General features: G+C 55.5%; 24 protein-coding genes. 7 read left to right on the forward strand and 17 right to left on the reverse strand.

All coding sequences use genetic code 11. The features are described from left to right. Window positions 1-288: 288 nt before the first annotated feature. Window positions 289-2,910 (reverse strand): ATP-dependent chaperone ClpB, encoded by a 2,622-nt coding sequence (clpB, locus tag CHB83_RS18370; protein ID WP_089333657.1) that lies wholly within the window; start codon window positions 2,908-2,910, stop codon window positions 289-291. Between the two features lie 199 nt (window positions 2,911-3,109). On the opposite strand from clpB, the gene CHB83_RS18375 reads away from it, so the two are divergent. Further along, window positions 3,110-4,012, forward strand: a complete 903-nt coding sequence (locus tag CHB83_RS18375) for a hypothetical protein (protein ID WP_089333658.1) — start codon at window positions 3,110-3,112, stop codon at window positions 4,010-4,012. Between the two features lie 253 nt (window positions 4,013-4,265). On the opposite strand, the gene CHB83_RS18380 is transcribed toward CHB83_RS18375, so the two are convergent. The 6 genes from CHB83_RS18380 to CHB83_RS18405 form a co-directional block, all read right to left on the reverse strand. Next, window positions 4,266-5,189: a DUF808 domain-containing protein gene (locus CHB83_RS18380; protein ID WP_089333659.1), complete on the reverse strand. Its 924-nt coding sequence runs from the start codon at window positions 5,187-5,189 to the stop codon at window positions 4,266-4,268. A 340-nt stretch (window positions 5,190-5,529) separates the two neighbouring features. After that, window positions 5,530-6,279 carry a subclass B1 metallo-beta-lactamase gene (gene bla / locus CHB83_RS18385; RefSeq protein WP_089333660.1) on the reverse strand — a complete coding sequence of 250 codons (750 nt, stop codon included), beginning with the start codon at window positions 6,277-6,279 and terminating at the stop codon, window positions 5,530-5,532. A 508-nt stretch (window positions 6,280-6,787) separates the two neighbouring features. Then, window positions 6,788-7,252 (reverse strand): hypothetical protein, encoded by a 465-nt coding sequence (locus CHB83_RS18390; RefSeq protein WP_143437186.1) that lies wholly within the window; start codon window positions 7,250-7,252, stop codon window positions 6,788-6,790. Between the two features lie 49 nt (window positions 7,253-7,301). Beyond that, on the reverse strand, window positions 7,302-7,865 hold the full coding sequence (locus tag CHB83_RS18395; protein ID WP_045689659.1) for a hypothetical protein: 564 nt from the start codon (window positions 7,863-7,865) through the stop codon (window positions 7,302-7,304). Window positions 7,866-8,350: 485 nt separating this feature from the next. After that, window positions 8,351-8,752, reverse strand: a complete 402-nt coding sequence (locus tag CHB83_RS18400; RefSeq protein WP_089333662.1) for an NUDIX hydrolase — start codon at window positions 8,750-8,752, stop codon at window positions 8,351-8,353. A gap of 24 nt (window positions 8,753-8,776) precedes the next feature. Further along, the gene (locus tag CHB83_RS18405; RefSeq protein WP_052695412.1) at window positions 8,777-9,352 is read right to left on the reverse strand and encodes a hypothetical protein; all 576 of its coding nucleotides are present in this window, start codon (window positions 9,350-9,352) and stop codon (window positions 8,777-8,779) included. Between the two features lie 271 nt (window positions 9,353-9,623). On the opposite strand from CHB83_RS18405, the gene CHB83_RS18410 reads away from it, so the two are divergent. Further along, window positions 9,624-10,346, forward strand: a complete 723-nt coding sequence (locus CHB83_RS18410) for a DUF72 domain-containing protein (RefSeq protein ID WP_089333663.1) — start codon at window positions 9,624-9,626, stop codon at window positions 10,344-10,346. Between the two features lie 80 nt (window positions 10,347-10,426). Here CHB83_RS18410 and CHB83_RS18415 read toward each other — a convergent pair whose 3' ends face one another. The 4 genes from CHB83_RS18415 to CHB83_RS18430 form a co-directional block, all read right to left on the reverse strand. Continuing rightward, window positions 10,427-11,104, reverse strand: a complete 678-nt coding sequence (locus tag CHB83_RS18415) for a hypothetical protein (RefSeq protein ID WP_089333664.1) — start codon at window positions 11,102-11,104, stop codon at window positions 10,427-10,429. Next, entirely contained in the window at window positions 11,104-11,877 is a 774-nt protein-coding gene (locus CHB83_RS18420) for an LVIVD repeat-containing protein (protein WP_089333665.1), read from the reverse strand. Before CHB83_RS18420 ends, CHB83_RS18415 begins: the two co-directional genes overlap by 1 nt. 19 nt (window positions 11,878-11,896) lie before the next feature. Next, window positions 11,897-12,412, reverse strand: a complete 516-nt coding sequence (locus CHB83_RS18425) for an LVIVD repeat-containing protein (RefSeq protein WP_143437187.1) — start codon at window positions 12,410-12,412, stop codon at window positions 11,897-11,899. Between the two features lie 204 nt (window positions 12,413-12,616). Continuing rightward, window positions 12,617-13,561 carry a D-2-hydroxyacid dehydrogenase gene (locus CHB83_RS18430; RefSeq protein ID WP_317044810.1) on the reverse strand — a complete coding sequence of 315 codons (945 nt, stop codon included), beginning with the start codon at window positions 13,559-13,561 and terminating at the stop codon, window positions 12,617-12,619. A 125-nt stretch (window positions 13,562-13,686) separates the two neighbouring features. Between CHB83_RS18430 and CHB83_RS18435 the strand changes: the two genes are divergently transcribed. Continuing rightward, a complete protein-coding gene (locus CHB83_RS18435; RefSeq protein WP_089333668.1) occupies window positions 13,687-14,739 on the forward strand; it encodes a methyltransferase domain-containing protein in 1,053 nt (350 codons plus the stop codon). A 135-nt stretch (window positions 14,740-14,874) separates the two neighbouring features. Here the strand turns inward: CHB83_RS18435 and CHB83_RS18440 are convergent, their stop codons facing one another. The 5 genes from CHB83_RS18440 to CHB83_RS18460 all read right to left on the reverse strand — a co-directional run bounded on the left by CHB83_RS18440 (window position 14,875) and on the right by CHB83_RS18460 (window position 20,053). Then, entirely contained in the window at window positions 14,875-15,156 is a 282-nt protein-coding gene (locus CHB83_RS18440) for a YMGG-like glycine zipper-containing protein (RefSeq protein WP_045689651.1), read from the reverse strand. A 182-nt stretch (window positions 15,157-15,338) separates the two neighbouring features. Next, complete coding sequence (locus CHB83_RS18445) at window positions 15,339-17,798, reverse strand: alpha/beta hydrolase family protein (protein WP_089333669.1); 2,460 nt, start codon at window positions 17,796-17,798, stop codon at window positions 15,339-15,341. 202 nt (window positions 17,799-18,000) lie between these two features. Next, window positions 18,001-18,711 (reverse strand): pirin family protein, encoded by a 711-nt coding sequence (locus CHB83_RS18450; protein WP_089333670.1) that lies wholly within the window; start codon window positions 18,709-18,711, stop codon window positions 18,001-18,003. 3 nt (window positions 18,712-18,714) lie between these two features. Continuing rightward, entirely contained in the window at window positions 18,715-19,293 is a 579-nt protein-coding gene (locus CHB83_RS18455; protein WP_045690225.1) for a nitroreductase family protein, read from the reverse strand. 40 nt (window positions 19,294-19,333) lie between these two features. Further along, a complete protein-coding gene (locus CHB83_RS18460) occupies window positions 19,334-20,053 on the reverse strand; it encodes a pirin family protein (RefSeq protein ID WP_089333671.1) in 720 nt (239 codons plus the stop codon). Window positions 20,054-20,208: 155 nt separating this feature from the next. On the opposite strand from CHB83_RS18460, the gene CHB83_RS18465 reads away from it, so the two are divergent. Both CHB83_RS18465 and CHB83_RS18470 read left to right on the forward strand, forming a co-directional pair. After that, window positions 20,209-20,547, forward strand: a complete 339-nt coding sequence (locus tag CHB83_RS18465; protein ID WP_089333681.1) for a winged helix-turn-helix transcriptional regulator — start codon at window positions 20,209-20,211, stop codon at window positions 20,545-20,547. Between the two features lie 116 nt (window positions 20,548-20,663). Continuing rightward, window positions 20,664-21,584, forward strand: coding sequence for a glutamate--tRNA ligase family protein (locus tag CHB83_RS18470; RefSeq protein WP_089333672.1), 921 nt, complete (start codon window positions 20,664-20,666; stop codon window positions 21,582-21,584). Window positions 21,585-21,646: 62 nt separating this feature from the next. On the opposite strand, the gene nfi is transcribed toward CHB83_RS18470, so the two are convergent. Then, entirely contained in the window at window positions 21,647-22,333 is a 687-nt protein-coding gene (gene nfi / locus CHB83_RS18475) for a deoxyribonuclease V (RefSeq protein WP_089333673.1), read from the reverse strand. Window positions 22,334-22,523: 190 nt separating this feature from the next. Between nfi and CHB83_RS18480 the strand changes: the two genes are divergently transcribed. Together CHB83_RS18480 and CHB83_RS18485 are read left to right on the forward strand one after the other, a co-directional pair. After that, window positions 22,524-23,093: a hypothetical protein gene (locus CHB83_RS18480; protein WP_089333682.1), complete on the forward strand. Its 570-nt coding sequence runs from the start codon at window positions 22,524-22,526 to the stop codon at window positions 23,091-23,093. Beyond that, on the forward strand, window positions 23,086-23,814 hold the full coding sequence (locus tag CHB83_RS18485; protein WP_089333674.1) for a DUF1990 domain-containing protein: 729 nt from the start codon (window positions 23,086-23,088) through the stop codon (window positions 23,812-23,814). Before CHB83_RS18480 ends, CHB83_RS18485 begins: the two co-directional genes overlap by 8 nt. Window positions 23,815-24,155: the final 341 nt, after the last annotated feature.

Here is a 24,155-nt window from a genome sequence, read left to right on the forward strand (position 1 = left end):
CTTGAAGTCGAGCACAACAGTGTTGCTAACGAAGAAGATGTTGTCCGTGAGAGCATCTATGTTCTCATTCGCGTTAAATGGGTAGATGCTGGTTGCGGTTAAACCATGTCTTAGACTTGGGTAGCTTCCGCTATCCTAAGTAAGCGTCTTGCTGCATGGTTGCGCCGTAGCAAGGTACTTGCTCTCCTCAGGAGGTTGTGCAGCCGTTGCCTGACACTAGTTTGAATACGCAAAAAGCCCCGCTGGCACTGTGCCAGCGGGGCTTTTACTATTTAACAATGGGTTGTTTTACACGCCTGGGATTTCCACGTCCACGTTCACGAAACGAATCTGCTCGTCTTCCAGCACGGCTTCCACCACGGCGTCTTTGCTCACGCGGCCCGAGAGGATATCTTTCGACAGCTCATTGAGCACAAGGCGCTGCAACACCCGCTTCAGCGGCCGGGCCCCGAACTGCGGATCGAAGCCCTGCTCACCGAGGTAGTCAAGCACCTCGTCGGTGGCTTCCAGGCGGATGCCAGCTTCTTCCAAGCGCTGCTGAATCTGCCGGAACTGGATGTCCACGATCTTGCGGATTTCCTTACGCTTGAGCGGCTGGAACATCACAATCTCGTCGATGCGGTTCAGAAACTCGGGACGCATGTGGCCTTTGAGTCGCTCCACCACTTCCTCGCGGGTACGGTCCACCACTTCGTCGTGGTTGTACTCATTCAGTTCTTTGAAGTTCTTCTGAATGATGTCGGCGCCCGTGTTGGAGGTCATAATGATGATGGTGTTCTTGAAGTTCGCCACCCGGCCTTTGTTGTCGGTGAGGCGGCCATCATCGAGCACCTGCAGCAAGATATTGAACACATCGGGGTGCGCCTTCTCTATTTCGTCGAGTAGAATTACCGAGTACGGCTTGCGGCGTACGGCCTCGGTCAACTGCCCACCTTCGTCGTAACCCACGTAGCCGGGAGGCGCCCCAATCAGGCGCGATACAGCGTGGCGTTCCTGGTACTCGCTCATGTCAATGCGAACCATGCTGTTCTCATCGTTGAACAGGTACTCGGCCAGGGCCTTCGCCAGTTCGGTTTTACCCACGCCGGTAGTACCCAGGAAGATGAACGAACCAATCGGGCGCTTGGGATCTTGCAAACCGGCGCGGGAGCGGCGCACGGCATCAGAAATGGCCGCAATGGCTTCCGTCTGGCCAGCTACACGCTTGCCTAGCTCTTGCTCCAGGTTCAGCAGCTTCTCGCGGTCCGACTGTAGCATCTTGCTTACCGGAATACCAGTCCACTTGGCTACTACCTCGGCAATGTCCTCGGAGGTTACCACTTCCTGCAGCATCGAGCCGCCGTCTTTGCCTTTGTCGGCTTCGGCCTGGGCCTGTAGCTCTTTTAGCTTGGCTTCGGCTTCCTGAATCTTACCGTAGCGCAGCTCTGCCACGCGGCCGTAGTCGCCCTGGCGTTCGGCCTGATCGGCTTCCAGCTTGTAGCGCTCAATGTTCTCTTTCTCGGTCTGAATGCTGGTGAGGGCCGATTTCTCGTTTTCCCACTGGGCTTTCAGGGTGTCGCGCTTGGCCGTTAGCTCCGCCAGGTCCTTGTTAAGCACGTTCTCCCGGTCGTGGTTTTCCTCCCGGCGGATGGCTTCGCGCTCAATTTCCAGCTGCATAATGCGGCGCTGCACCTCATCCAACTCCACGGGCATAGAGTTCAGCTCGATGCGCAGCTTGGCGGCAGCCTCGTCCATCAGGTCAATGGCCTTGTCGGGCAAGAATCGGTCGGTGATGTAGCGGGAGCTAAGCTCTACGGCGGCAATTACGGCGTCGTCGGTGATGCGTACGCCGTGGTGCAGCTCGTACTTCTCCTTGATGCCGCGCATGATGCTGATGGCATCCTCTGTAGTCGGCTCATCTACCATCACGGCCTGGAAGCGGCGTTCCAGAGCTTTGTCCTTCTCAATGTACTTCTGGTACTCCTTGAGGGTAGTAGCCCCAATGGAATGCAGCTCACCGCGGGCCAGGGCAGGCTTAAGTAGGTTGGCGGCGTCCATGGCACCTTCGCCACCGCCGCCGGCCCCAATCAGGATGTGCATCTCGTCGATGAACAGAATGATCTGGCCTTCGGAGTCGGTTACTTCTTTGATAACGGACTTGAGGCGCTCCTCAAACTCGCCCTTGTATTTGGCGCCCGCAATGAGCAAGCCCATGTCCAGGGACATGATGATTTTATCCTGGAGGTTTTCGGGCACGTCGCCAGCCACAATGCGCTGAGCCAAGCCTTCTACAATGGCGGTTTTACCAACGCCGGGCTCACCCAGCAGGACAGGGTTGTTCTTAGTGCGGCGGCTCAGAATCTGTAGTACGCGGCGGATTTCCTCGTCGCGGCCAATAACGGGGTCCATCTTACCGGTGCGCACCTGCTCATTGAGGTTACGGGCGTAGCGGTTGAGGCTCTGGTACTGGTCTTCGGCAGTCTGGCTAGTCACCTTGCGACCCCCGCGCAGCTCCTTGATGGCCGCTTTCAGGTCTTTCTCGTTGAAGCCGGCATCCTTCATCAGGGTAGCTACGGCGTCTTTACCGCCCAGCAACCCCAGCAGCAGGTGCTCCACCGACACGTATTCGTCGTCAAACTCTTTCAGGAAGCCAGTAGCGCGCTGCAGAGCGGCGGCGGCTTCGTTGGACAGGTAAGGCGAGCCCCCGCTTACTTTGGGGTAGCCCGTTACCAAGGCATCGAGGCGGGGCGTGAGGATATTCAGGTTCACACCCAGCTTCTTGGCCAGAAACGACAATACATTCTCATCGCTCTGGAAGAGGCCCTTCAGCAGGTGGCCGGTGTCAATGGCCTGCTGCTGATTGCCCCCGGCAATTTCAGTGGCCTTCTGCACGGCCTCCTGTGCCTTGATGGTATAATTATTAAAGTTCATGGCTTGCTAAGTCTAGGTAGGTGCTTCGGGTTAGGAAGTTCTACGAGTGCTTAGCAAATGGGGTGCAGAAGAACTTATGCTGACGTTTTGACTGTGTTTTTTGCTTGTGTATTAGAGTATTCGGACAACATAGCATATTTTCGACCCGACTGTTTGCATAGTACCACACCATTTTGCTAGGTTTCTCATTTTACGTTTCATGGGCATATTCTCTAATCTGCTATCCGCTGGCGGGCTATTATTCAACAGCGCACCTGATTACTCATATGGATTAATAAAGCAGACAGGCGCTGATAAACTGCTAGGCGATGGCCGCTGGGATGACTTCGACAGATTAGTGATGGGCTTAGGAAGCGAGGACTTAACTCGGCTGCTAGATGGTGTGTGTCTAGGTAGCACTTACGCCAACATGATTAATAAGTACTTGCTGGAAGGGAAGTCTGAAGTTAGGGAAATAGTGGCAGGGGCGCATAATCTATACCTTGCTTGGGAAAGGCGTGGTGGTAACTGGGGGCATACATTGTCTGGTGAGCAAGTAGATGGCTTCACGCTCCATCTACAGAAGGCGCATGATAATTTTTCTTATCGATTTAGCACCCCAGTACTTGAGGCAGAATCATTTGCTCGTCTGATTAGGGTATATATGGGATTCAGTGATGCAGAGGCGGCACAATCTAGTTTTGAAAATGCCTCTTATCTAAGACCCAACCATTTGTTGGCTCACCTCAACTATTTCAAAGTAACAACGCCTAAATGGCTTGGTGATGTGAATACAATGCAAGCCTATGTTGATCAGGTTGAGGATGTCAACTTGCGAAAGTTATTGATGCTAATGTTGCTCGTAGAATTGTATAGTGATTTTGATACTGAGGATACTGTCACTGCAAAAACTAATTTTACAAAGGAATACTCGAGTTTAGTTGAAGGTGGCTTGCTGAATGATTATGATTTCAACGGAGATTCATTAATTGTTATTTATACAAAAAATTATTTAAGCTGCTTGTATAGAATATTAGGTTTGTCAAAGAAAGAAGCTGAATTGAATAAGCAGCTTATAGGGCGTCGTACTAATTACCCCTGGGCATATTTTGGATGGAAATAGTTTCGTGCTTGAGAGACTTGCAATAATCCTGATTTTAGTTGCTTTTAGCTCCAACTGGCGCGAGCGGGTGAGGCATAGTCTCCCGCTACGAATGGGCACGAGTTATGCTACGCTAAACTCGCGCCAGCAAAACTATTTTCTCCAAGCACCTTCAGCCGCAGGTGTACCAGCTGCTGGGAGCTTTCTTAGTTTGCAGGAAACAGCCAGAATGCATGGGCCACTACCTAGCTGACGCGAGTTGGTTATTTGCAACTCATTTTTGCTTGCTGAATACCTTCTTGAACAGCAGCACGAGTTTCTCAACTACAAAACCGATCATTAACCCGCCAATAGCACAGGCCAGTGCCTTGGCAAGCCAGGCCACAGCGGGTATGTGAGCTAACGCCTGTTCCAAATCGTGCAGTAAGTGAGCGGTAAACGGAATGCCGTGGGCTATGATTTCGGCCCCTACCCACAGCATGGCTGCCGTACCCACATACCCGAGGATACGCAGGAAGTGCGGCATAAATTTCACAATACCGCGCCCCAATTTTTGCACAGCGGGGTGGTATTTGTCTTGGGCGAGGTGCACTCCTATATCGTCGGCTTTTACAAGCAAGCCCACAAAGCCATATACCGCCACGGTAATAAACACGGCCACGGCCAGCATTACGACAATCTGGTTGATGATGGGCTGGTCGGCTACCTGGCTATAGGCAATGGCTATGATTTCGGCTGACAGGATGATATCGGTGCGAACGGCTCCCGCCACCCGTTCCTGTTCCAGCTCCTCTGGCGTAATCTCTTGTAGCTGCTCGCTTTCAGCCTGCTCGTCGTGGTGCTTGCTGAACATGGAGTGCACCTTTTCATACCCCTCGAAACATAAGTAAGCCCCGCCCAACATAAGGATGGGCGTAATGGCCCAAGGAGCGAAATACCCCAGCAGCAAAGCCGCCGGACTCAGAATGAATATCTTATTGATCAGTGACTTTTTCGCTATCCGGTAAATGATGGAAAGCTCACGGGATGGGTCCAGGCCCACCACATACTTGGGCGTAACCGCCGTATCGTCGATGACAATGCCGGAAACTTTACCGGTGGTTTTGGCTACCTGGGTAGGCACATCATCTAAACTAGCGGCGCTTGCCTTTACCAAAGCGGAAATATCATCCAGTAGCGCAAAAAAACCTGAAGCCATATTCTATGTGTTCGTTTCTTGATTCTTGTTTGCAGATAGTTACGCGTTTTTGCTTCACGTAGCTTGCCAGCAAGTTATAGCGTTTTCGCGGCTGGTGCCTGATTTGCTCTTACGGCAGCAGTACCGTGCCCCTAATTGGCCCGAGCCGGTAACTCGTGACCCGTTGGGTAATAGAGGTTATACTCTACTGATGCGTAGCGGCAGACTACCTAGGAACAAGCCCGGTTGAAGTAGCTGCTCTAGAGGCGGACGGTCTGGGTTTGGTGCACTAAGCAGGCTCAGATTTCTGTATTGAGAAAGCATAGCTCTGCTATACTGGCAGCTTCCAGTAACCAATAGGCTACGGTTGCTGGAAGAGTTGGATAGTGTAGTCGAGTAGGCTTTGGTCGCCGACTTTGCCGTGCCCCGGAACGACAACTTTCACATTAGGATACTCCCGTTTCACCCTTTTCACCGTTGCGGGCCATGCTTGGGCATTGGCGTCGGCGAGGTTGCCTTTTCCAGCTTGCAACTCTTTAACTAAGCACCCGCCAAACAGGACTTCATCATCCGGGAAATAGCCCACCACATTGTCTTTGGTATGCCCCTCTCCCCAAAAAGCAGCGTAGACTTTGGTCTTGCCAACTCGTAAAGCAAGGCTATCCGTGAATCCGTGCTGCGGAACGTTGGCTCCATTCTGCTTGGCATACGCAATTGTCTTCTCGCTGGCATAAGACGGAATTTTGCTTTGTTCAAACTCCTTTAAGCCGCCAACACAGTCGTCGTGGAAATGCGTTGGGATTATCGCCTTTATCGTACAGTGAAGATCCTTTTTTATCCAGGCAATCAGTTCTTTCGATTCCTTGTCATGAGTAGGAGTGTCGAACACGACGGTTTCTTTTCCGCTTTTCACGATTAGGCCGTTGCAAGGCACTTTGCCGAAGCTTTCGGTGCTCAAGAAAGAAGTATGAACAAAGGTGCCTTTAGAGACTTGCACGATGGTTAAGTCCCCTGATTGATAAACTACTTTGCCGGCTGCAGCACTTACTTGGTGGAGATAGGGCTTTGCTTCAACAGCAACTAGCAGCAAAAGGGCAAGTGAAAACTTCATGGTTCTAGAGTTGATAAATACTGCGTGTAATAGCTTCGCTGGCTGTCATGCACCTACAATAGTGCTTCATAAACGGAGGCTGCGTTTGCTCTCATATTCTGCTTCACTCTGAGCTCCGTCTGACCAAGAAGTGTAACGGAATATACTCTAGGAGGGAAACAGCTCTATCGTTCAAACTTATATGATTCGGTTAGTTGCCTGACTAGTATAAGCGGGCTGCGAACTGCGCCAAGGCAAATCCATTTGCAGGTAGTGCGAACGGTAGGATGCACATTCTCCCTGAAACTATTCAGCATGAGATGAGGTGGTATGCAGCAGTATGTTCGTGCAAGTAGGGTAGCGCCTATAGCAACAAACGAAACGCACCAAAACCACTTGGGTCTTGGTGCGTTGCTTATTTCTGTAATAACGATATGATATGACGTGAGATGTCTATAGCGTAAGGATATGGCTTGTAGAATAGTTGGCTACTGCATTGTCGAGCTGATGCCATTTGTGGTCCCTCTCACTACGCCATCTGCCGGCCTATTCCCGAACTAATAGTGGTGGCACGGCGGAATAGCCATCCCGCCGCCACCCACAGCCCAGCAAAAACAGTATTCAGCACAATCACCCACAGTACACCCATGTTAAGCTCAGGCCGCTTGATCAGGAGAGCGACAAACGGCACAGCAAACTGAGTAAGCGCGGCGGCAAACATAGCACGAGCCATACCCTGGGGCTGAAGCCGGGCCACTGCCGCCCCAATGAAGCCAACGGCTAGCACCGCTCCATACAGCAGATTCATGGGGTTGTCTTCGCTGCCGATGAAGCCCACGGCCAGGTTGCCCCACACCAGCAGGAGGGAAGCCGCCGTGGCTACTCCTGCAGCCAGTTTGTAGGTGCCATTGCGGCCCCGGCTGGCTACTAGCAGATATAGGAGGCCCAAGACCAGCAGCAGGATGCCTGCCATTACAAATTGGGATATCGCCATAGGAGTATCAGGTAAGGTTCAGGAATGATGGGGTTCAGAGTCTGTTCCTCTAAGCCAGTTGCCGGTGCGAGTTGGTGGCGCGGCGAAACAGCCAGCCCGAAACCGCCCAGATGGCGGCAAAAGCACCATTGGCAACCAGCACATTCAGCAGCTTCACCTGGGGCTCCGCCGCCACACCCGTTGGGGTCCAGACAAACAGCGCCACGGCAGTAACCACGATGTAGGTGAGCGACGCCGCAAACATGGCATTCGACATGCCCAACGGCCGGAACCGCGCCACAAAGGCCCCGATGAGCGCCACGGCCAGCACTCCCAGGTAGAGCAGATTAGCAGGGTTGTCTTCGCTCCCGACGAGGCCCACGGCCAAATTCGCCCACACAAGCAAGAGCCCGGCCGCTACTGCTACGCCCACGGCCAATCTATACGCGGTGCTGTCGCTCATTCGCGCAATCAACACGAACGTGAGACCAGCCCCGAACAGTAGAATGCCCGCAGCAACAAAGTCGCCCACACTCCAAGCCATTTCGGCAATAAACAGCTTGGCTGTCAAGGGAATGAGCAACAGAAGCCCCGTAGCCAAGGCAACGCGAGTAACGCTTTTAGCGAGTGTCATGACAGTAGTGTGTTTGACGTACAACAGATGAGAAAAGCCGTAGGAAGCAAGTAGCAGCAGCAGAAGACACAGATTCTATTAGAAGCCTTTGGTAAGCATCCTTGCAGTAGAAGCGTAGCCCAGAGAATCAAGCTTGTGTGTGTTTCTGTCTCCCAGCAGCTGCCGGTCCTGGTAGTAAGCCGGAGTGATGCAAAGGATATAAAAGAACTTTGCATTTCAAAGTAAACAAATATTTTTTTGTTGCTATCCGGCTATTGGAGTAGTCAGGAAAGTAAAGCAGCGTAGAACCCGCGCAAGAGTCTGCTACCCCTGGCACTTTACCAGGTACCACGCCAGCCCTACTACCAGCGCTGCCGAGCCAAACCGGAGGAGCAAGAAAACCCAGGTAGGAAGTTCGGGTTGCTGAGGCGACTGCATAGCGCGTAGGGTAGAAGTGAAAAGTGTGCAGCCGCTAGCGTATCCTCGCGAAGCAAGCTGCGGGTACTTTAGTCGGCGAGTTGATATTGTGCGCGCAACCAATCAAAGATGACTTGATCTACAGCAGACACCAGCGGGCGGTGGCGGTAGGATAGCCACAGAACTTCCGCAATTTCAGCGGCGGGCTGCAAGTGGCCAGCGTAGTGTCCGGAGTAGCACGTCATCTGGACCAGTACCCCATCCGGATGACCGTGGGCTGGCGCCGTAAAGGTGCCTACATGCACGAGGGTGCCCGAGTCCAGTTCTACTGTTAGCTCCTCGCGTATTTCCCGCACGAGCGTTTGGGCATCGGTTTCGCCGGGCTCCCGCTTTCCACCGGGCAAGTAGTACCGGTCTTTGCCCCGGCTGCGGGTGCTCAGAATGCGCCCTTCATGTAGGTGAAGCCAGGCAATCTTATCAATAAGGGACATCAGCGTTGCTGTGAGAAGCAGTACTTAGCGTCTGCTGGGGTTAGCAGACGCTGGCGACAAATGGCGTAGCAGGGTCAGGAGCATGTGGTAGATTTCTCGCAGGGCCTCGGGCTCCACAATAGCCTGTTCTTTGATAAACGTTAGCCACACCCCGCCGGGAGTATCCTCGGGAGCCGCCACCAAATCTAGGCGTAGCTCTTGGTATTTCAGCAGAACTGCACGCACACCAGGCTCTGCCAGCAGTTGCTGCAAGCGGCCCGGTTCATTGGTTTTGATTATGTACGCCGCATCCAGCTCCGGGTCGCCCACTTGCACATCTTGCATGCCCAGGGCCTTCCCCAGCTGATGTATCCAATCCTGCTCGTGTAAGGCGAAACGCAAGGTGGGGGCCCCTGGTACCAGCGCCATGAAGCTGGTTGTTTCATAGCCGCCCTCAAAACCGCCACCCAAGTCCACCTCCAACTCCAAACGCATCTGGTAGCCTCCCTCGTGTAAGTCGGCACTATACTCAAGGATGTCTTCTTGCTGCTGAAGATCGGCTGCAACTTGCTGCCAAAGGGCAGTTTCAGATTCGGCGTGGAAGGAACGAAGGCTACTCATAGCGGGCAAGGCGGGGAAAAATAGAAACGGCCACTTTGGCGAGGAAACGGCCCGGGCAGCACCAAGCTACGGCTTAGGAGTTTCGTACGTGAAACGCCTGCTCTGTGTTGAGAGGTACCAACCCGCAGCGCCAGTTGGCATCTGGGAAGGTAAGAGCGTAGGAAAACTGCCTTGCCTACCGTGGAGCTCGTGGTAAAACAACAGGGCAAGGTGTCACTTACTGGGGGTTGAAAGCGTAGGAACAAGCACTTATTCGCTACATGCTCTGCCCATGCCTACCTACCATATTGGTTGCTCAGGTTATCATTACCGCCATTGGAAAGGAGTATTCTACCCCGAAAAGCTGCCCCAGCGGCTATGGTTCGACTACTACAGCCAGCACTTTCGTACGCTGGAGCTGAACGTGACGTTCTACCGGTTTCCACAACTGTCTTTCCTGGAAAACTGGTATCAGATCAGCCCCGCCGACTTTACTTTTTCGGTGAAAGCGCCGCGACTAATTACCCACTACAAGCAGTTCAACAACGTCAGCCAGCTTCTGTCCGACTTTTATGGTACTCTGCAGGAAGGCTTGCGCGAGAAGCTAGGGCCGGTACTATTTCAGTTGCCGCCCAAAGCTGCCTACCACGAAGACCGTCTCCAACGCATCCTCGACAGCTTGGATCCAGCCTTCGCCAACGTGCTCGAGTTTCGGCACCCCAGCTGGTGGAATGGGCACGTGTACGCCGAGCTTGCTCGTCGCCGCGTGACTTTTTGCGGTCAGAGTCACCCTGATCTGCCCGATGAAGTAGTCACGAACACGCCCCTGCTGTACTACCGCTTTCACGGCGTGCCCCAACTCTATCACTCCCCTTACAGTTCCGAGGCTCTGCACCGCATCCAAGAGCAAGTGCAATCTGCGCCGGGCTTACAGCAGGCCTACTTGTACTTCAACAATGACATTGGGGGCTCGGCTATTCATAATGCCCGCCAAATGCTACAGCTCACGGCATAGCAATAGTAAGCGTGGGGCGTATTGGAGTAAGCCGGTAGTATTACCAAGTATCCCAACACACCCCGCAAGAGGTTCTAGTATCAGAGGGCGACGCCCGCTCGAAATCCAATACTGATGTAGCGGCCTTCGCTGCCGTAGTTACTCATCCCACTCTCGTAATAGTTGCCGGGTATGGTAGCGCGGGAGGATGCTTTGCGTACGCCTAGGCCCAGGAAAACATCAAACAAAACGGGTAGCTCGGGCAAGAAAAACTGGTTGCCTACCACGAGGGTGGCACCGTACCGGTCAATGGTTTCTGATTGCCTACGCAGGCGGTATTCGTAGTACGACAGTCCATCGGGGCTGCGCTCCGCTGCCCAGCTTTTGGCGTCAAACTGCATGCGGAAATGCTGGTAGCTCGGCCCATACGCTACATAAGGCCCTTGGGCTCCTGCGGCGCGCCCACTTAGATAAATACGGTGCTGCGCCTCCAACCCATAGCCCCGAACCCGGTCGTGGGCGCCCTCGCTTAAGTCGGAGGTAAGAGCCTTGACGGCGCCGTGGTACAGTTGGGGCGTGAGCATCAGGGCGTGGCGAGATGTCGCCCGCCACATCTTCTCGACGCTGACGTGGTACCCGCCGGCAACAATAGGGAACAAGTTCAGCTTGACGTTCAGCAGGTGCTCCGGCTGGGGAGTTGCACCTCCTTGACCATGAGCGATTGTGCTAGTACCTAGCAGCCCGGCACTCAGCCACCCTGCTACAAAAATGGCGCGCATTAGTTGGTAGGTGTGATGGGCAAGTGGCTCAAAGGAGTAAGCTTACCACCCGTGTAACGGTACTGGTACAAGCCGTCGGGTCCAATAGCCAGCAGTTGCCCGCGGTGCGGAATCACATCCGACACGTTGATGCTGAAGCTTTGCGGAGCTGGCAACACGGGCGTGGTGCTGGTGCTAAATACCTTAAGCTCGTCTTTATCGCACACAAATAGTAGGGTGCTGTCTACGCCCAGGCCCATTGGGTGGCGCATGGGGTAGGACTGGGCTAGGCGTGGGGCACTCAGGTTGCTGAGGTCAATTACCTGGAGTTGGTTGGGGCCACCACCACATGTGCGGCCGTCGCGTAGAGTTACGTAGGCGTAGTCATCATCTACCACTACGGGGTCGCAGCTTACTACGTGCTCATAAAACGCCACTCGTTTGGGCTGGGCCGGCACACCAGCATCGAAGATGTACATACCCCGTTGGGTACCCAAGAACAGGTAGGGTGCCCGCGGGTAAATAGTTTCGATACCGAACCCCAGCGGCACCACGGCTCCCCGCTCCGGAGCAGCCGGATTGGTAAGGCTAAACAAGCGGAGGCTGTTGTTATCGACGACGTAGAGCGTGTTGTTGAGCACCGAAAAGCGGGCCAATGAACCAGCTTTGCCATCATTCCCGGCGGCCAAGTCGGCGCTGGCGGGGCTGGCGTCGTTGTTGGCGCTGCAGCTACTAAGCGCCACGGCCAAGCTGCCGGCCAGGGTAGAAATAAGGAGGGTAGATAGGAACCGCATAGGATGGGGGAAGAATAGATTATAGTTTCTGCCAGCCCACCACTACCGCATCGGCAGGGCGGTTTTGGGGTTGGTATTCAGTGGGAACATCCCCGGTTTCGGGCATGGGTAGCTCGGGCACGGCCTCGCGCACGCGGTGGAGAAGGCGCGCTTCCTGCACGTTCGAAAGGTCGAAGGTGAGAAGGTCGGGGCCACTGTCGGCATAGAGCAGGTTGCCCTTCATTGCCACATCTACATTGCCAGGAATGCGCAAAAAGGCAACTGGGCGGGGGTGGCTTGGGTCTTGGTTATTGATGATGTGAACTCCCTGATACCGCTCGTTAATGAGAATATAGGGGTCGCGGAGGAAGATTTTGCCGGTGTTGTGCATGTCGCGAGGTGGCAGCACGGCCACCGCCTGCTCTAGCTGAGGCCGGGCCATCAGCAGCGGCTTGTAAACGGGTATCGGTATTCGCTCGATGGGAGAAATGAGGGGGCAGGCCGTTAGGCTGGTTAGCAGTACTCCGCCCAATAGAAGAGAGTAGTATCGACGCATATATACAGAATAAGAGATGGGTAGTAGCTAGAGCATCTCGTGCATTCTAGGGGTTGCATCGGGTACAAGCGAAGTAAGAAATTTCTTAGGCGCTGTCCTAGCCTAAGAACTATCTGCATTAGGCCTGCCAATAGTTCTCAGGCTAGCTCGTGCACCCGCGGGTAACGGTATTTTAAGCCGGTGACAAAGGCTTGGAGGCCGTACCTAGTAGCCGCGGCCCAACTCTACCAGGTTTTCTAAGGGCTCTTGCTGAAGCAAGTGGTGCAGGTTGCGCAGAAGGACAGCTACTTTTCCTTCGTCTTCGCCAGGCTGGCCGCCGCCGCTGTGCTGAGTAAGCAAAACCCGGGGAAGAGTCCAAAGCGGGCTGTCGGTAGGTAGGGGCTCCTGCATCGTCACGTCTAGCACGGCCCCGCCCAAGCGGCCTGCCTGCAAGGCCGCAATAAGTGCCACTTCGTCGGTGGTGTTGCCCCGGCCCACGCTGGCGTAGATGCTATGCGGTGGCATAGCCGCAATCAGGTCGGCAGAAAAGAAGTTGTCGGCGCTACCAGGTAGGCAGTTCACTACAATGTCCGTGTCGGGAAGGGCGGCTCGTAGTTCTTCCTTGGAATGCAGCTGCGCCTGCGGATCGGTGCGGGCCAGGAAGCGCACGGCGCACTGAAACCCGCTGAGCTGCTGGGCCACGGCCTGCCCAATAGTGCCGCTACCCAGAATAATAACGCGCTTCTCGCGTAGCAGTCCCATGCGGTTGCGCAGGGGCGCGCCTACCCAGTGGTGTTGCGTTTGCCACACGGCCAACTCTGGTACGTAGCGGTACAAAGCCAGCAAGCCGGCTACCATGGTTTCGGCGCAGGGCCAGGCAAACAAGTCGCCCACGTTGGCTACTGGTGCCGAAACGCGCAAGTGTTGGTACCGGTCGACACCCGCCGAGTCGATTTGCCAGAACTGTATGTTCACTAGTGCGTCCTCCGCTAGCCACTCGAGTGGTGGGTTGCCCAGTAGTACATCGGCTTTTTGCAGCGCGGGCCGCTGCTCAGCATCGGGTAAGTCGTGGCGGAAAGTAGCCTGAACGTTGGCGGGAAGCTGACCGAGCAGGTAAGCGCGGGCCGAGTCGGAAAGGGAAGAATACACGAATAGCTGCATTTTCCTCATACTGCCTTAAGTAGGCACGGGGTTGCATTCGGCCTCCAACACAAATCCGGGGGGTTGTGTGTTGCGTATTGTTGCGTATACTATATTCGGCTAGAAGGCATCCAGCCGCTTACACGAACCCATCCATGGAAACCCTCACCCAACAACAGGTACAGGAGTACTACGGCCGCCAGCTTCGCACGCAAGACGACCTGCAAACCAACGCCTGCTGCACCGATGATATTCCGCTTGAGCACCGACAGATTCTAGCCCAGCTTGAGCCCGAAGTGCTAGAGAAATACTACGGCTGCGGCGTGGCCGTGCCCCCGGCCGTGGAAGGCTGCACCGTACTCGACCTAGGCAGCGGCAGTGGCCGCGATGCCTACCTGCTGTCGAAGCTGGTGGGAGAGCAAGGCCACGTAATTGGGGTGGATATGACGGAGGAGCAGCTAGCCGTAGCCCGTCGCCACGTGCAAGCGCACACCGAGCGTTTTGGCTACCAGCAGCCTAACGTTGAGTTTCGTCACGGCTACATTGAAGACCTGCGCACAGCCAATATCCCCGACAACAGCGTGGATGTGGTAGTAAGCAACTGCGTCATCAACCTGAGCACCGATAAAGAAGCCACGTACCGGGAAATCTTCCGAGTGCTGAAGCCCGGCGGCGAACTACACATCTCCGACGTATTTGCCGACCGCCGTATTCCCGAAGTGCTGCGCCAAGACCCCGTGCTGTACGGGGAGTGCCTCAGCGGCGCCATGTATACCGAAGACTTTCGCCGCCTGCTTCACCACATCGGTATTCGCGACTACCGACTCACGGCCAGCCGCCTTCTAACCATCGGCAACCCTGAGATTGAGCAGAAGGTAGGCAACATCAAGTTTTACTCTCTCACGGTGCGGGCTTTTAAGCTCCCGCACCTGGAAGACCGGTGCGAAGACCACGGTCAGGTAGCAACCTACTTGGGCACCTTGCCCGGCCATCCGCACGCCTTCTCTCTCGACGACCATCACCGGTTTGAGACGGGGCGACCCATGCTGGTGTGTGGCAACACGGCAGCTATGGTGGGCGAAACTCGTTATGCAACCCACTTCCGCGTCATCGGCGACCAAAGCCAGCACTTCGGCCTCTTCGACTGTGGCCCCAGCCCAGCGGTAGGAGCAGATGACGCAAGCGCGGCGGGTGGCTGCGGTTGCTAATAGCCGCAAGCTTCACGAAGACGCCTAGTCCGTTTGCCCGGCTACACCGGATGCCCAGCTGCGGGTAGGTGGCAACTAGCTTCAACAAAAAGCCCCGCTCTGAACAGAGCGGGGCTTTTTGTTGAAGCTAGTTGCTTATTTTTTATATGCTTCGTAGCGGGCTGGGTCTCTCTTCTTGTCCTTTTTCCGGCCAATTACGCCACCTGCGGCGGCGCCTACTACACCGCCTACTACGGCGCCTTTACCACCGCCTACTACAGCACCAGTTACAGCACCGGCACCTCCACCAATGGCCGCACCTTTTGCTTTTTTGCTCCAGCTTTTCTTAGTCTGGGCGTGTACTTCTGGAGTAGCTACAGTGCTGCCAAGTACAAAAACGGCCGACAACATGGCCGCATATATTTTGAGCGTTTTCATGACGTCTAGAGTTAGTGAGAAACTATATCTGAGGTCTAAAACGCAACAGCTTACAGTTGGGTTATACTTCTATTGTGAAATTTTATTTAGCCCGGCATGTAGCTACTGTTCAGCTGTGAAACAGGCCAAAAAAGAAACCCGCACTGGGAAAGGGCGGGTTTCTTTTTTAATACTCCTGACAACTACTTCACCGGGGCCGCCGATGCGCCGTCGGGTGTTGTAACGGCGCCTACACTGGCGGGATTTTTCACGTACTTGTCGAGCCACGTGTTCATTTCCCACAGCATGTGCATTACCGACTCGCGGGCGGCATAGCCGTGGGCTTCGGCTGGCAGCACCACGTAGCGCACTGTAGCTCCGTGGCCTTTCAGGGCGTTGTAGAACCGCTCACTCTGGATAGGGAACGTGCCGGAGTTATTGTCAGCTTCCCCATGGATAAGCAGGATTGGCGTCTTAATCTTATCCGCGAAGTTGAAGGGCGACATGTTGCTGTAAACCTCGGGCGCCTGCCAGTAGGTACGCTCCTCACCTTGAAACCCGAAGGGCGTAAGCGTGCGGTTGTACGCTCCGCTGCGTGCAATACCCGCCTTAAATAAGTTCGTGTGGGCAAGCAGGTTGGCCGTCATAAAGGCCCCGTAGCTGTGGCCCATTACGGCTACCCGCTTTGGGTCTACCACTCCCAAACGCTGTCCTTCGTCGATGGCGGCTTTGGCTGATGCCGTTAGCTGCTCCACGTAGGTATCGTTCGGCTCCTTATTGCCTTCCCCTACAATAGGAATGCTAGTGCCTTGTAGTACGGCGTAGCCCTGGGTTACCCAGTACACTGGAGAGCCCCAGTTTAGGCGGGTGAACGTGTAGGGAGACCCTTTCACCTGACCAGCGTCCTTTTTATTCTTGAACTCTACCGGGTACGCCTCCATAAGTGTGGGCAGCGGGCCATCCTCCTTCTTGTAGTTGGGGGGGAGGTAGAGGTTTGCAGTGAGGTCTACGCCATCGGCACGCTTATATTTCAGCACCTGCTTCTGCAGATTGCCCAAGCTGGTGTAGGGGTTTGTGAACTTGGTTAGTGCAGTGAGCTTGGTAGTGCGAGCATCGCGCAGGAAGTAGTTGGGCACCTCCTGAGGCGACTCGCGGCGCGTGACCAGCACGTGCTTGCTGGGGTCCAGAATGGTAATGGGCACCTCATAATAGGGGGCCGCCGAACGCCACCACCGGGCGCTTTTCTTAGTACGCACATCGAGCTCGTCCACAAAAGGTCGGTCGCCTTCCGCCGAGGCCCCGGCACCCAGCAAATAGATAGTTGCGCTGTTGGCGTCGGTGGCAAGTACGTAGCGGCCCAGGGCATTGCGCTCCATAAACGGCGTACCAGGGTCGGTGTAGGTATCCTGCGCCGAGCGGTCGAAGAGAGGTGTGAGCGACGTTTTGGTGGCCAGATCGAGGGTCCAGGTGGTTTCGTGCCGGTCCGACCAGCGCGAGCCCTCCACAATAGCCAGCTTATCGGTGCCCCAGCGGATATTCTGGAAGCGCAACGGTAAGGCCGCCAGCTCCTGCGCTTGTCCATCGAAAGGAGCGGGCAGGGCGTAAATTCGGTCCCGCACGGCAGCCTCCGTCTTGGGGTCGCCACCATCCTGTGCTTCTACCCAGAAAACAGTGTTAGGAGCATCTTCGCGCCAGCCGTGGGAGCGAGGACCAATAGGAACCGCATCAAAGCTAGTAGGCACGTTGTCGGCCAACGGCTGATCCGACAGCTCTTTTACCACGAGGCCCTCCATATTCATTACCTCAACCCGCAGCGGGAAGCTGTAGAAAGGTAGAGTGTAGGAGTAGGGGCGGTGGCGGCGCTTTACCAATACAAAGCGGCCGTTGGGCGAAGTAGATACTTGCTGAATAAGGCCGGGCTGGCCCAACGGGTGCATACGACCATCGAGGCCTACTTTCACTACCTGGGTCAGGCCGTAGTAGTCGAACAGGCGCTCATCGGTAGAGTTTTTCAGCAAGTCTTGGTAGGTGCGCGCGGCAGCTGTGCGACCACTATTTTCTTGCACGATGGGGCCACTAGGAGTGACTAGCGTGTTAGGTGCCTCACCCCGGCCGCTTACTACAGCTTTGGCTACCAAGGTCTTGCTATCCGAAACCCACTCGTACGGGATGCCAAAGATGCCGTTCAAAAACAGGTTGGGTACCAGCCTAGCCGAAGCGGAGGCCACGTCCACTATCCACAACTCAATGTGGTCGGCGGTGGTATGGGTGAAAGCTACTTTGGTGTTGTCCGGCGACCATTGCACGTCACTGATGCGCGCTTTCGCTGGCAACCCTTGCACCAGCAGTTCTTTGCCCTCGGGTAGGCGGCGCAATCGTAAGTTGGTAGCGTAGTTTACCCGGCTAGCTCCGTTGGTGCGCGGGTTGATGCGCAGGCCCGCTACCCGCAGCTCCGGCTGCGACAAATCCTGGATAGCGGGCATGGCCTGCACATCCTGTAGCAGCATCCACTGCCCGTTGGAAGCAAAGCTGACGCGTGGCGTAGCAGGAGCGTCGGCCAGAGCGGCAATAGCTCTGGGTGGCATCTGGTAGGGAAGGTCTTGAGCTAGGGTAGACCCGAGCGTAGCGCCCCACAGCGCCAACGTGAGACAGTATATTTTCATAGCTGAGCTTAAGCAAACACGAGAAAATTATAAACGAAGGTCGGGACAAACCAGCGGATTTTCAGCATGGTGTCAACAACCAATCAGCTAGTTGTCTCGTATAATGCCCGGTTTTCTTACTTCTAATAAGCCAAAAAAGCCCTTCTGCATGCAGAAGGGCTTTTAAATATGTGTGAAAGCTCCGCAGTAAACGGTCTGTATATTAGTGGTTTATTGGAGCTTCGATGAGAATAAATTTACTCTCTCTGTCCACGGCTACACTAACCAGGTCGGTTTCCCAAAGGCCGATGCTTTCCCGCTGTTGTACCACCTGGCCGTTCACTGTAAGCTGGCCTTCGAGTACAAATAGGAAGACTGACTTATTGAGCGGATTTAGACGGTAATCTACCTGCTGGCCGGCATCAAAGAACCCTAGACTAAGCTTGGCGTTCTGGTTGATCCAGCAGTGGGCGGTGCCTTCCTCATTGCTCACAATAGTTGTGAGCTGATTACGACGCTTCTCGGCGGGGAAGTGGCGGCGCTGATAGCGTGGCGTTACGTTCTGCAGCTTAGGCTCAATCCAGATTTGCAGGAAGTTTACCTGGTCGTCGCCTATGTTATACTCTTCATGGCGCAACCCCGAGCCGGCGCTCATAATTTGCACCCAGTCGGTAGTGACTTCCTCGGAGTAGCCAAGCGAGTCCTTGTGGTTCATGCGGCCAGCTAGCATCACCGAAATGATTTCCATGTTGCTGTGCGCGTGCAGGCCAAAGCCTTTACCGGCTTGCACAAAGTCGTCGTTGAACACGCGCAACAGGCCAAAGCCAGTTCGCTCAGGGTTGGCGTACGGGCCGAAGCTCAGGGAAAAATTGCTCTGAAGCCAACCCGTGTCTTTCAGGCCCCGGTCGGCGGCTGTGGTGATGCGAAATGGCATGGCTTAGGCAGGAAGTTGGTTATGGAAGGCAATATCGGAGTAGTGCTTGCGCTGACGGGCGGCTTTCTCCCGGCTTAGGAACGGCTCGTCTAGCTGCTCAGCGGCGCCTACGTACCCCAAGGCAATAAAGCTTACGGGTTGCAGCGTAGCGGGGATTTGAAACGCCGCCCGGGTTTTTTCGGCGTCGAAGCCACCCATGAAGTGACCGTGCAACCCTAGGGCCGTGGCTTCCAGAATCAGGTTAGCATTGGCTAGTCCTAAGTCGTGAAGGGCGGCGCCGTTGGGAGTACCATTATCGTAATGGGTTTTGGCTAGCGCCAGAATAAGTACGGGCGCGTGTTTGGCCCAGGGTTGGTTGCCAGGTAGCAGGCAGTCAACCATCTTCTGAAAGGTTTCCTGGTCGGTGTGGTGGGCGTAGATGTAGCGCCAGGGCTGCTCGTTCATGGCGCTGGCTGCCCACGAGGCCGCTTCAAATACCTGATGGAGCGTTTCGGGAGCTACTGGGTAGCTGGCAAAGGCCCGGGGGCTCCAGCGTTTGCGAATATTTTCCTGAATAGGAAAGGTAGTGAGTGCGTTTTTCATCGGATGATAAGACTAAGGCAGTTCGTGCGTAGCGAGCAAGTTAGTTAAGCGACATAGGAACTTCCATCAGCAACAGACGAGTGTTGGAATTGGCTTGTACGGTAAAAGAAGCCGTATCCCAGATGCCAAACCCGTCGCGCGGATGCAAGGCTTGGCCGTTGATGGTCACGTCACCTTCCAGCACAAATACGTAAACGCCGTTGCCAGGCTTCTTTACGTGGTAGTCAGTGCCGAAGCCGGAATCAAAATCGGCGAGGTGAAACCAGGCATCCTGATGAATCCACACGCCCGCATCGTCGGGATTCGGCGACAAGACCTGCTGAAACTGGTTGTGGCGGTCCGCGGCGCGGAAGGTCTGCTGATCGTAGCGGGGCTGCACGTTGCGCTTGTTGGGGAATACCCAAATCTGCAGAAACTTCACTTGCTCCGTCTGGCTGTGATTTTTCTCGCTGTGCGCAATGCCCGTACCGGCACTCATCACTTGTACATCACCACTCTGAATGATGCCGTGGTTGCCGGCGCTATCCTTATGCTCTAGCGTGCCGCTCAGCGGAATGCTGATGATTTCCATGTTGTCGTGCGGGTGGGTACCGAAGCCCATCCCGGCTGCCACGGTATCATCGTTGAGTACGCGCAGTACACCGAAGTGCACGCGCTGTGGATTGTGGTAGCCCGCAAAGCTGAACGTATGGTAAGAGTTCAGCCAGCCGTGGCTAGCGTGGCCGCGGGAGGTAGCAGGGTGAAGGAGGGTCTGAGCCATGGTGAGCGAAAGTGCAGAAGTGATGTAATCCGCAATTGATGTATATACATTAATCGGCTCTCAAAGTTCACTTGCTCACTATATATTTACAAGTAGTTACACCATTGTATACCAATATACTGGATGTAACCAATGTTCATAATCAAGTAGATACTATGGCAGTTCGCGGAAAAGAATTTCCAAATTGTGCGTTTCGGCAGACGCTGGACGTGCTAGAGGGTAAGTGGAAGTTTGCCATTATCCACAGCTTGTTGCTGCACGGCACCATGCGCTTTAAAACGCTGGAACGAGATGTAGCCGGTATTACCGCTCGTATGCTCGTCAAGGAGTTGAAACTGCTGGAAGCTCATGGCATTGTAAGCCGGCGCGCCTACGCTACCGTGCCGCCCACGGTGGAATACACGCTGACGGAGTGCGGACTTAGCTTAGAGCCCATAATTGAGGCCATTCAGGCCTGGGGCGAGAAGAACCGAGCCGTTATCAGTCAGGCTTAGCTCAGCAGGTAGCCTGAAAGGAAGGGCTAGAAAATCACCCTCGGAATACTAGCCCAGCTACTTTATGGGGTGCACACTGCATCTTGCACTGTCTTTAATTGCCGGGCCTTTTCCTCATGTTGCAGCTTCCCACTTTGCCCATCGTTTCGCGGCTGGCGCCCACGCCCAGTGGCTTTTTGCACCTAGGCAACGCCCTCAACTTTACCCTAACATGGCTGGTAGTGCGCCAGGCTGGCGGCACCTTGCACTTGCGGATTGACGACTTAGACCGAGCCCGGTTTCGGCCTGCCTACCTCGATAACATCTTTCGCACCCTGGCATGGCTAGGGCTCGACTACGACCAAGGGCCCGCCGGACCCGATGCGTTTGAGCGGTACTTTTCCCAGCGGCATTTTTTGCCTGAGTACGAAGCAGCTCTGCAAAGTGCCCAGGCTGCCCACCCGGGCTTATTTTATGCCTGCCGCTGCTCTCGCACTGAGCTGGCCCGCTTGGCTCTGCCCGATGGACGCTACCCCGGTACGTGCCACACTACCCACCTGGCGCTGGCCGGCCCCGATACTGCGTGGCGAGCCCACGTGCCGGCTGACGCTACCGTGTCGTTCCCAGACCTGGGCAGCAGCGCGGTGCACGTCAGCCTGGCCCAGGAGCTAGGCGACTTTGTCGTGCGCAAGAAAGATGGTACGGCCGCCTACCAGGTAGCATCGGTAGTAGACGACGTGCGGTTAGGTGTTACGCTTATTGTGCGTGGGCTTGACCTGCTGCCCAGCACGGCGGCTCAGTTATGGTTGGCACACTACCTGCCCGGCGCGAGTCGCTTCGGGGCTACTCAGTTTTGGCACCATAGGCTGTTGCTAGACGAGGTTGGACAAAAGCTGTCCAAATCAACCCAGGCCAGCCACCAGCGCGGCATTATGGAGGCTGCCGGTAGCCCCCGCGTAGTGTACGCCGCCGTTGCCCGCCTCCTCCAGCTGCCCGCCGCTGCTGCTGAGTCGTTGGAAGCGTTGCAGCAGTATTTCAACCAGTGTACTACCCAATAAGCACTGCGCATACAAGGTGGGCCTTCGTGCTAACGTGTTGTACTCGTCATATTCCGCCACCCCTAGCGTAGCTCCTTCTTAAATTCTTCGGCCCAGTGGTCAGCGAGGCGGGTAGGCTCGGGGAGCTTGTAGCCGCGCAGGCAGGCCAGCGTGAGGCGGGTGGCGGTGGCTTGGTCGCAGCGGTGTCCAGGACTCACGAAGAGCGGATTCACCTTGTCCTTACTGCGGATGACTTCGCCCAGCAGGTCGCCGCTTTTGTCGGTGAGGGGAGAGATGCTGCCCTTGGCAACGTCGGGGTCTTGGTATACACCAGTTAGCTTCTGCTTGGCCACCCCGAAAGTGGGCATATCGAGCATTACCCCAATATGAGCGGCAATACCCATGCGGCGCGGGTGCGCGATACCGTGCCCATCGACCATAATGATGTCGGGTTTTTGGTGCAATTGCTGGTAGGCGCGCAGCACATTGGGTGCCTCCCGAAACGATAACAACCCCGGAATGTAGGGCAGTTCTACGGTGCTGGTCTGGTACACCTTCTCCACAAGCTCCAGGCTCGGGAATTTCAGCACCACAAACACGGAAAGGATGGTTTCGGGGGTGGGAAAGGAGGAGTCGCAGCCCGCAATAAAGCGCGGCTCCTGCGAGAGGGGCTCAAGGCGTACGCGCGTGCGAAGCTCTTCCTGCTGCTGGGTGAGGTCGCGCACAATGCGCGGGTCCGCGGGGGGCGTATAGGGGCGGTAGTAGGCCATAGTAGGGTGGGAGGGTGTGGGTAGTGTACTGCCCCACCTGCCCGTAGGTTGGCATCTGGCGGCCGGCTTCGAACTAAACACGGAAGCTGGCTGGCCGCGCCATGCGGTAACTCCGCCTTAACCCGGCCCTAGGGGCGCACGTTACGACACCCAACCGCTGCGTATGCGGCTGACCTTTCCCCTCCGTGCTATGAGCAAATCCGAACAACCCGCCCACACCGGCAGTGGCCCCCTATTTGAGCGGCGCTACTGGGTAGATGTGCAGAAGCCGCGCCGTACGGCGGCTGAACTGTTTGAGCACATCAAATGCAACTTGCCCGAATTCTCCCCCGATTTGCTCGCCGATTTCGAGAAAGCCAAAGGCCAGGCCCATGAGTTGCGCGTGGACGATGAGTTTCGCATCAAGATTCTGGGTCCGTGGAACGGCGACGTTCGGGTAGATGAGATTGGCAACGACTACTTTGTACTGGTCACACTGGAAAGCCACCCCGAAGCTGGGCGCATCCGGTTCTCGCTGGGCCCTCATCCGCAGCTGCCCGATGCACTTCGCTTTGAAATTCACTCCTGGGCCCGCTCCCGCGACGGGCTGGTGGCCTTCACGTACGATACTTTGGGGATGGGCAAGCGCGTGCAGCAGCAAACCTGGGAAACCTTCTGCGAGCGGGTGGCTGAGGCCAGCGGAGGCTTGCTACTAGGCCCTGTGCACGTAGAAACCGTAAGACAATCGGATACGAACACTGAAGTAACGCGCGATGCCTGAGTCCCGGCCCCTGTATGAGCTCCAGAAAGCTCGCCTTGAATCGTACGCCAAAGCAGGCTACAATTTCGACCTCGACCGCACCGACGAGTACACGGCCGAAAACGGCTGGCGGGTAGACGACTACGAAACGGAGTTGCCCCACGAGATGCCCGGTCCCCCGGACCCGCATGGGGCCTGGGCGGCCGCGCGGGAGGTGCTGCGTCGGTACACCTTTCCGCCTCCCGATCTTATTACGGGTATCTTCCTACCCGATCAGCCCTTGGAACAGCGCGTAATGGTGCTGCGGGGGCAGTTTTTATTCTTTACCTTCTGGTTTGGGGTACGCATTGGCGGTGTTACCGACGAAGTGCAGACCTTACCCAGTGGGCAGCAGGAACAAGTCTGGGGCTATAACTACCGCACTTTGGAAGGACACTTCGAGCGGGGGCAGATCGACTTTACCGTTCACAAAAATCTTACTACTGGTCGCATCCGCTTCCATATTCACGCCTTTTCGCAAACGGGCCGTATCAGCAACCCCTTTTACTGGATTGGTTTTCGTCTGTTTGGGCGCATGCTCCAGCGCAAGTTTTCTACCGAGTCGATGAAACGGCTGCGGGCCCAAGTAGAAGAAATGCTGCGCAAAGGCTGGACGTCCCCCACAACTACTGCTGGCCCACCCGTGCAGGCCGCCGCAGGGCATGAGGATGCCACCGAGCAATTGCGCAAAGCCACACAGTAGCCCTACTACTGCGCGGCTTACCCGGTAGTAAGCGCATAGGTCGTAGCCTAGCGGCCCCTGGGTTACGGGTTCCGGTTGGCTCGGTAAACGTTTTCCTGCTAAGCCGCTGTACCATCTAGCACTAGGAAGGAGTAGCTAGAAACCAGGGCACAAGGTTCTCCACTTCTACCGTAACGCAGAGGGTAGGCGGCTGGGGTAAGAGAAGGTTGACGGTAAAAAGGCGTAGCCACCTTGGCCGTAAACAATTAAGTAGCCATACAGAAGTAAGCGTATAGTGCGCAATTGGTAGCTTGCGGCATGCGACGACCTGCCACCGAGTTGAGTTCGGAAGAAGTGACGTG

Source organism: Hymenobacter mucosus, from assembly GCF_900188255.1.
In the GTDB taxonomy this organism is placed as follows: Bacteria; Bacteroidota; Bacteroidia; order Cytophagales; family Hymenobacteraceae; genus Hymenobacter; species Hymenobacter mucosus.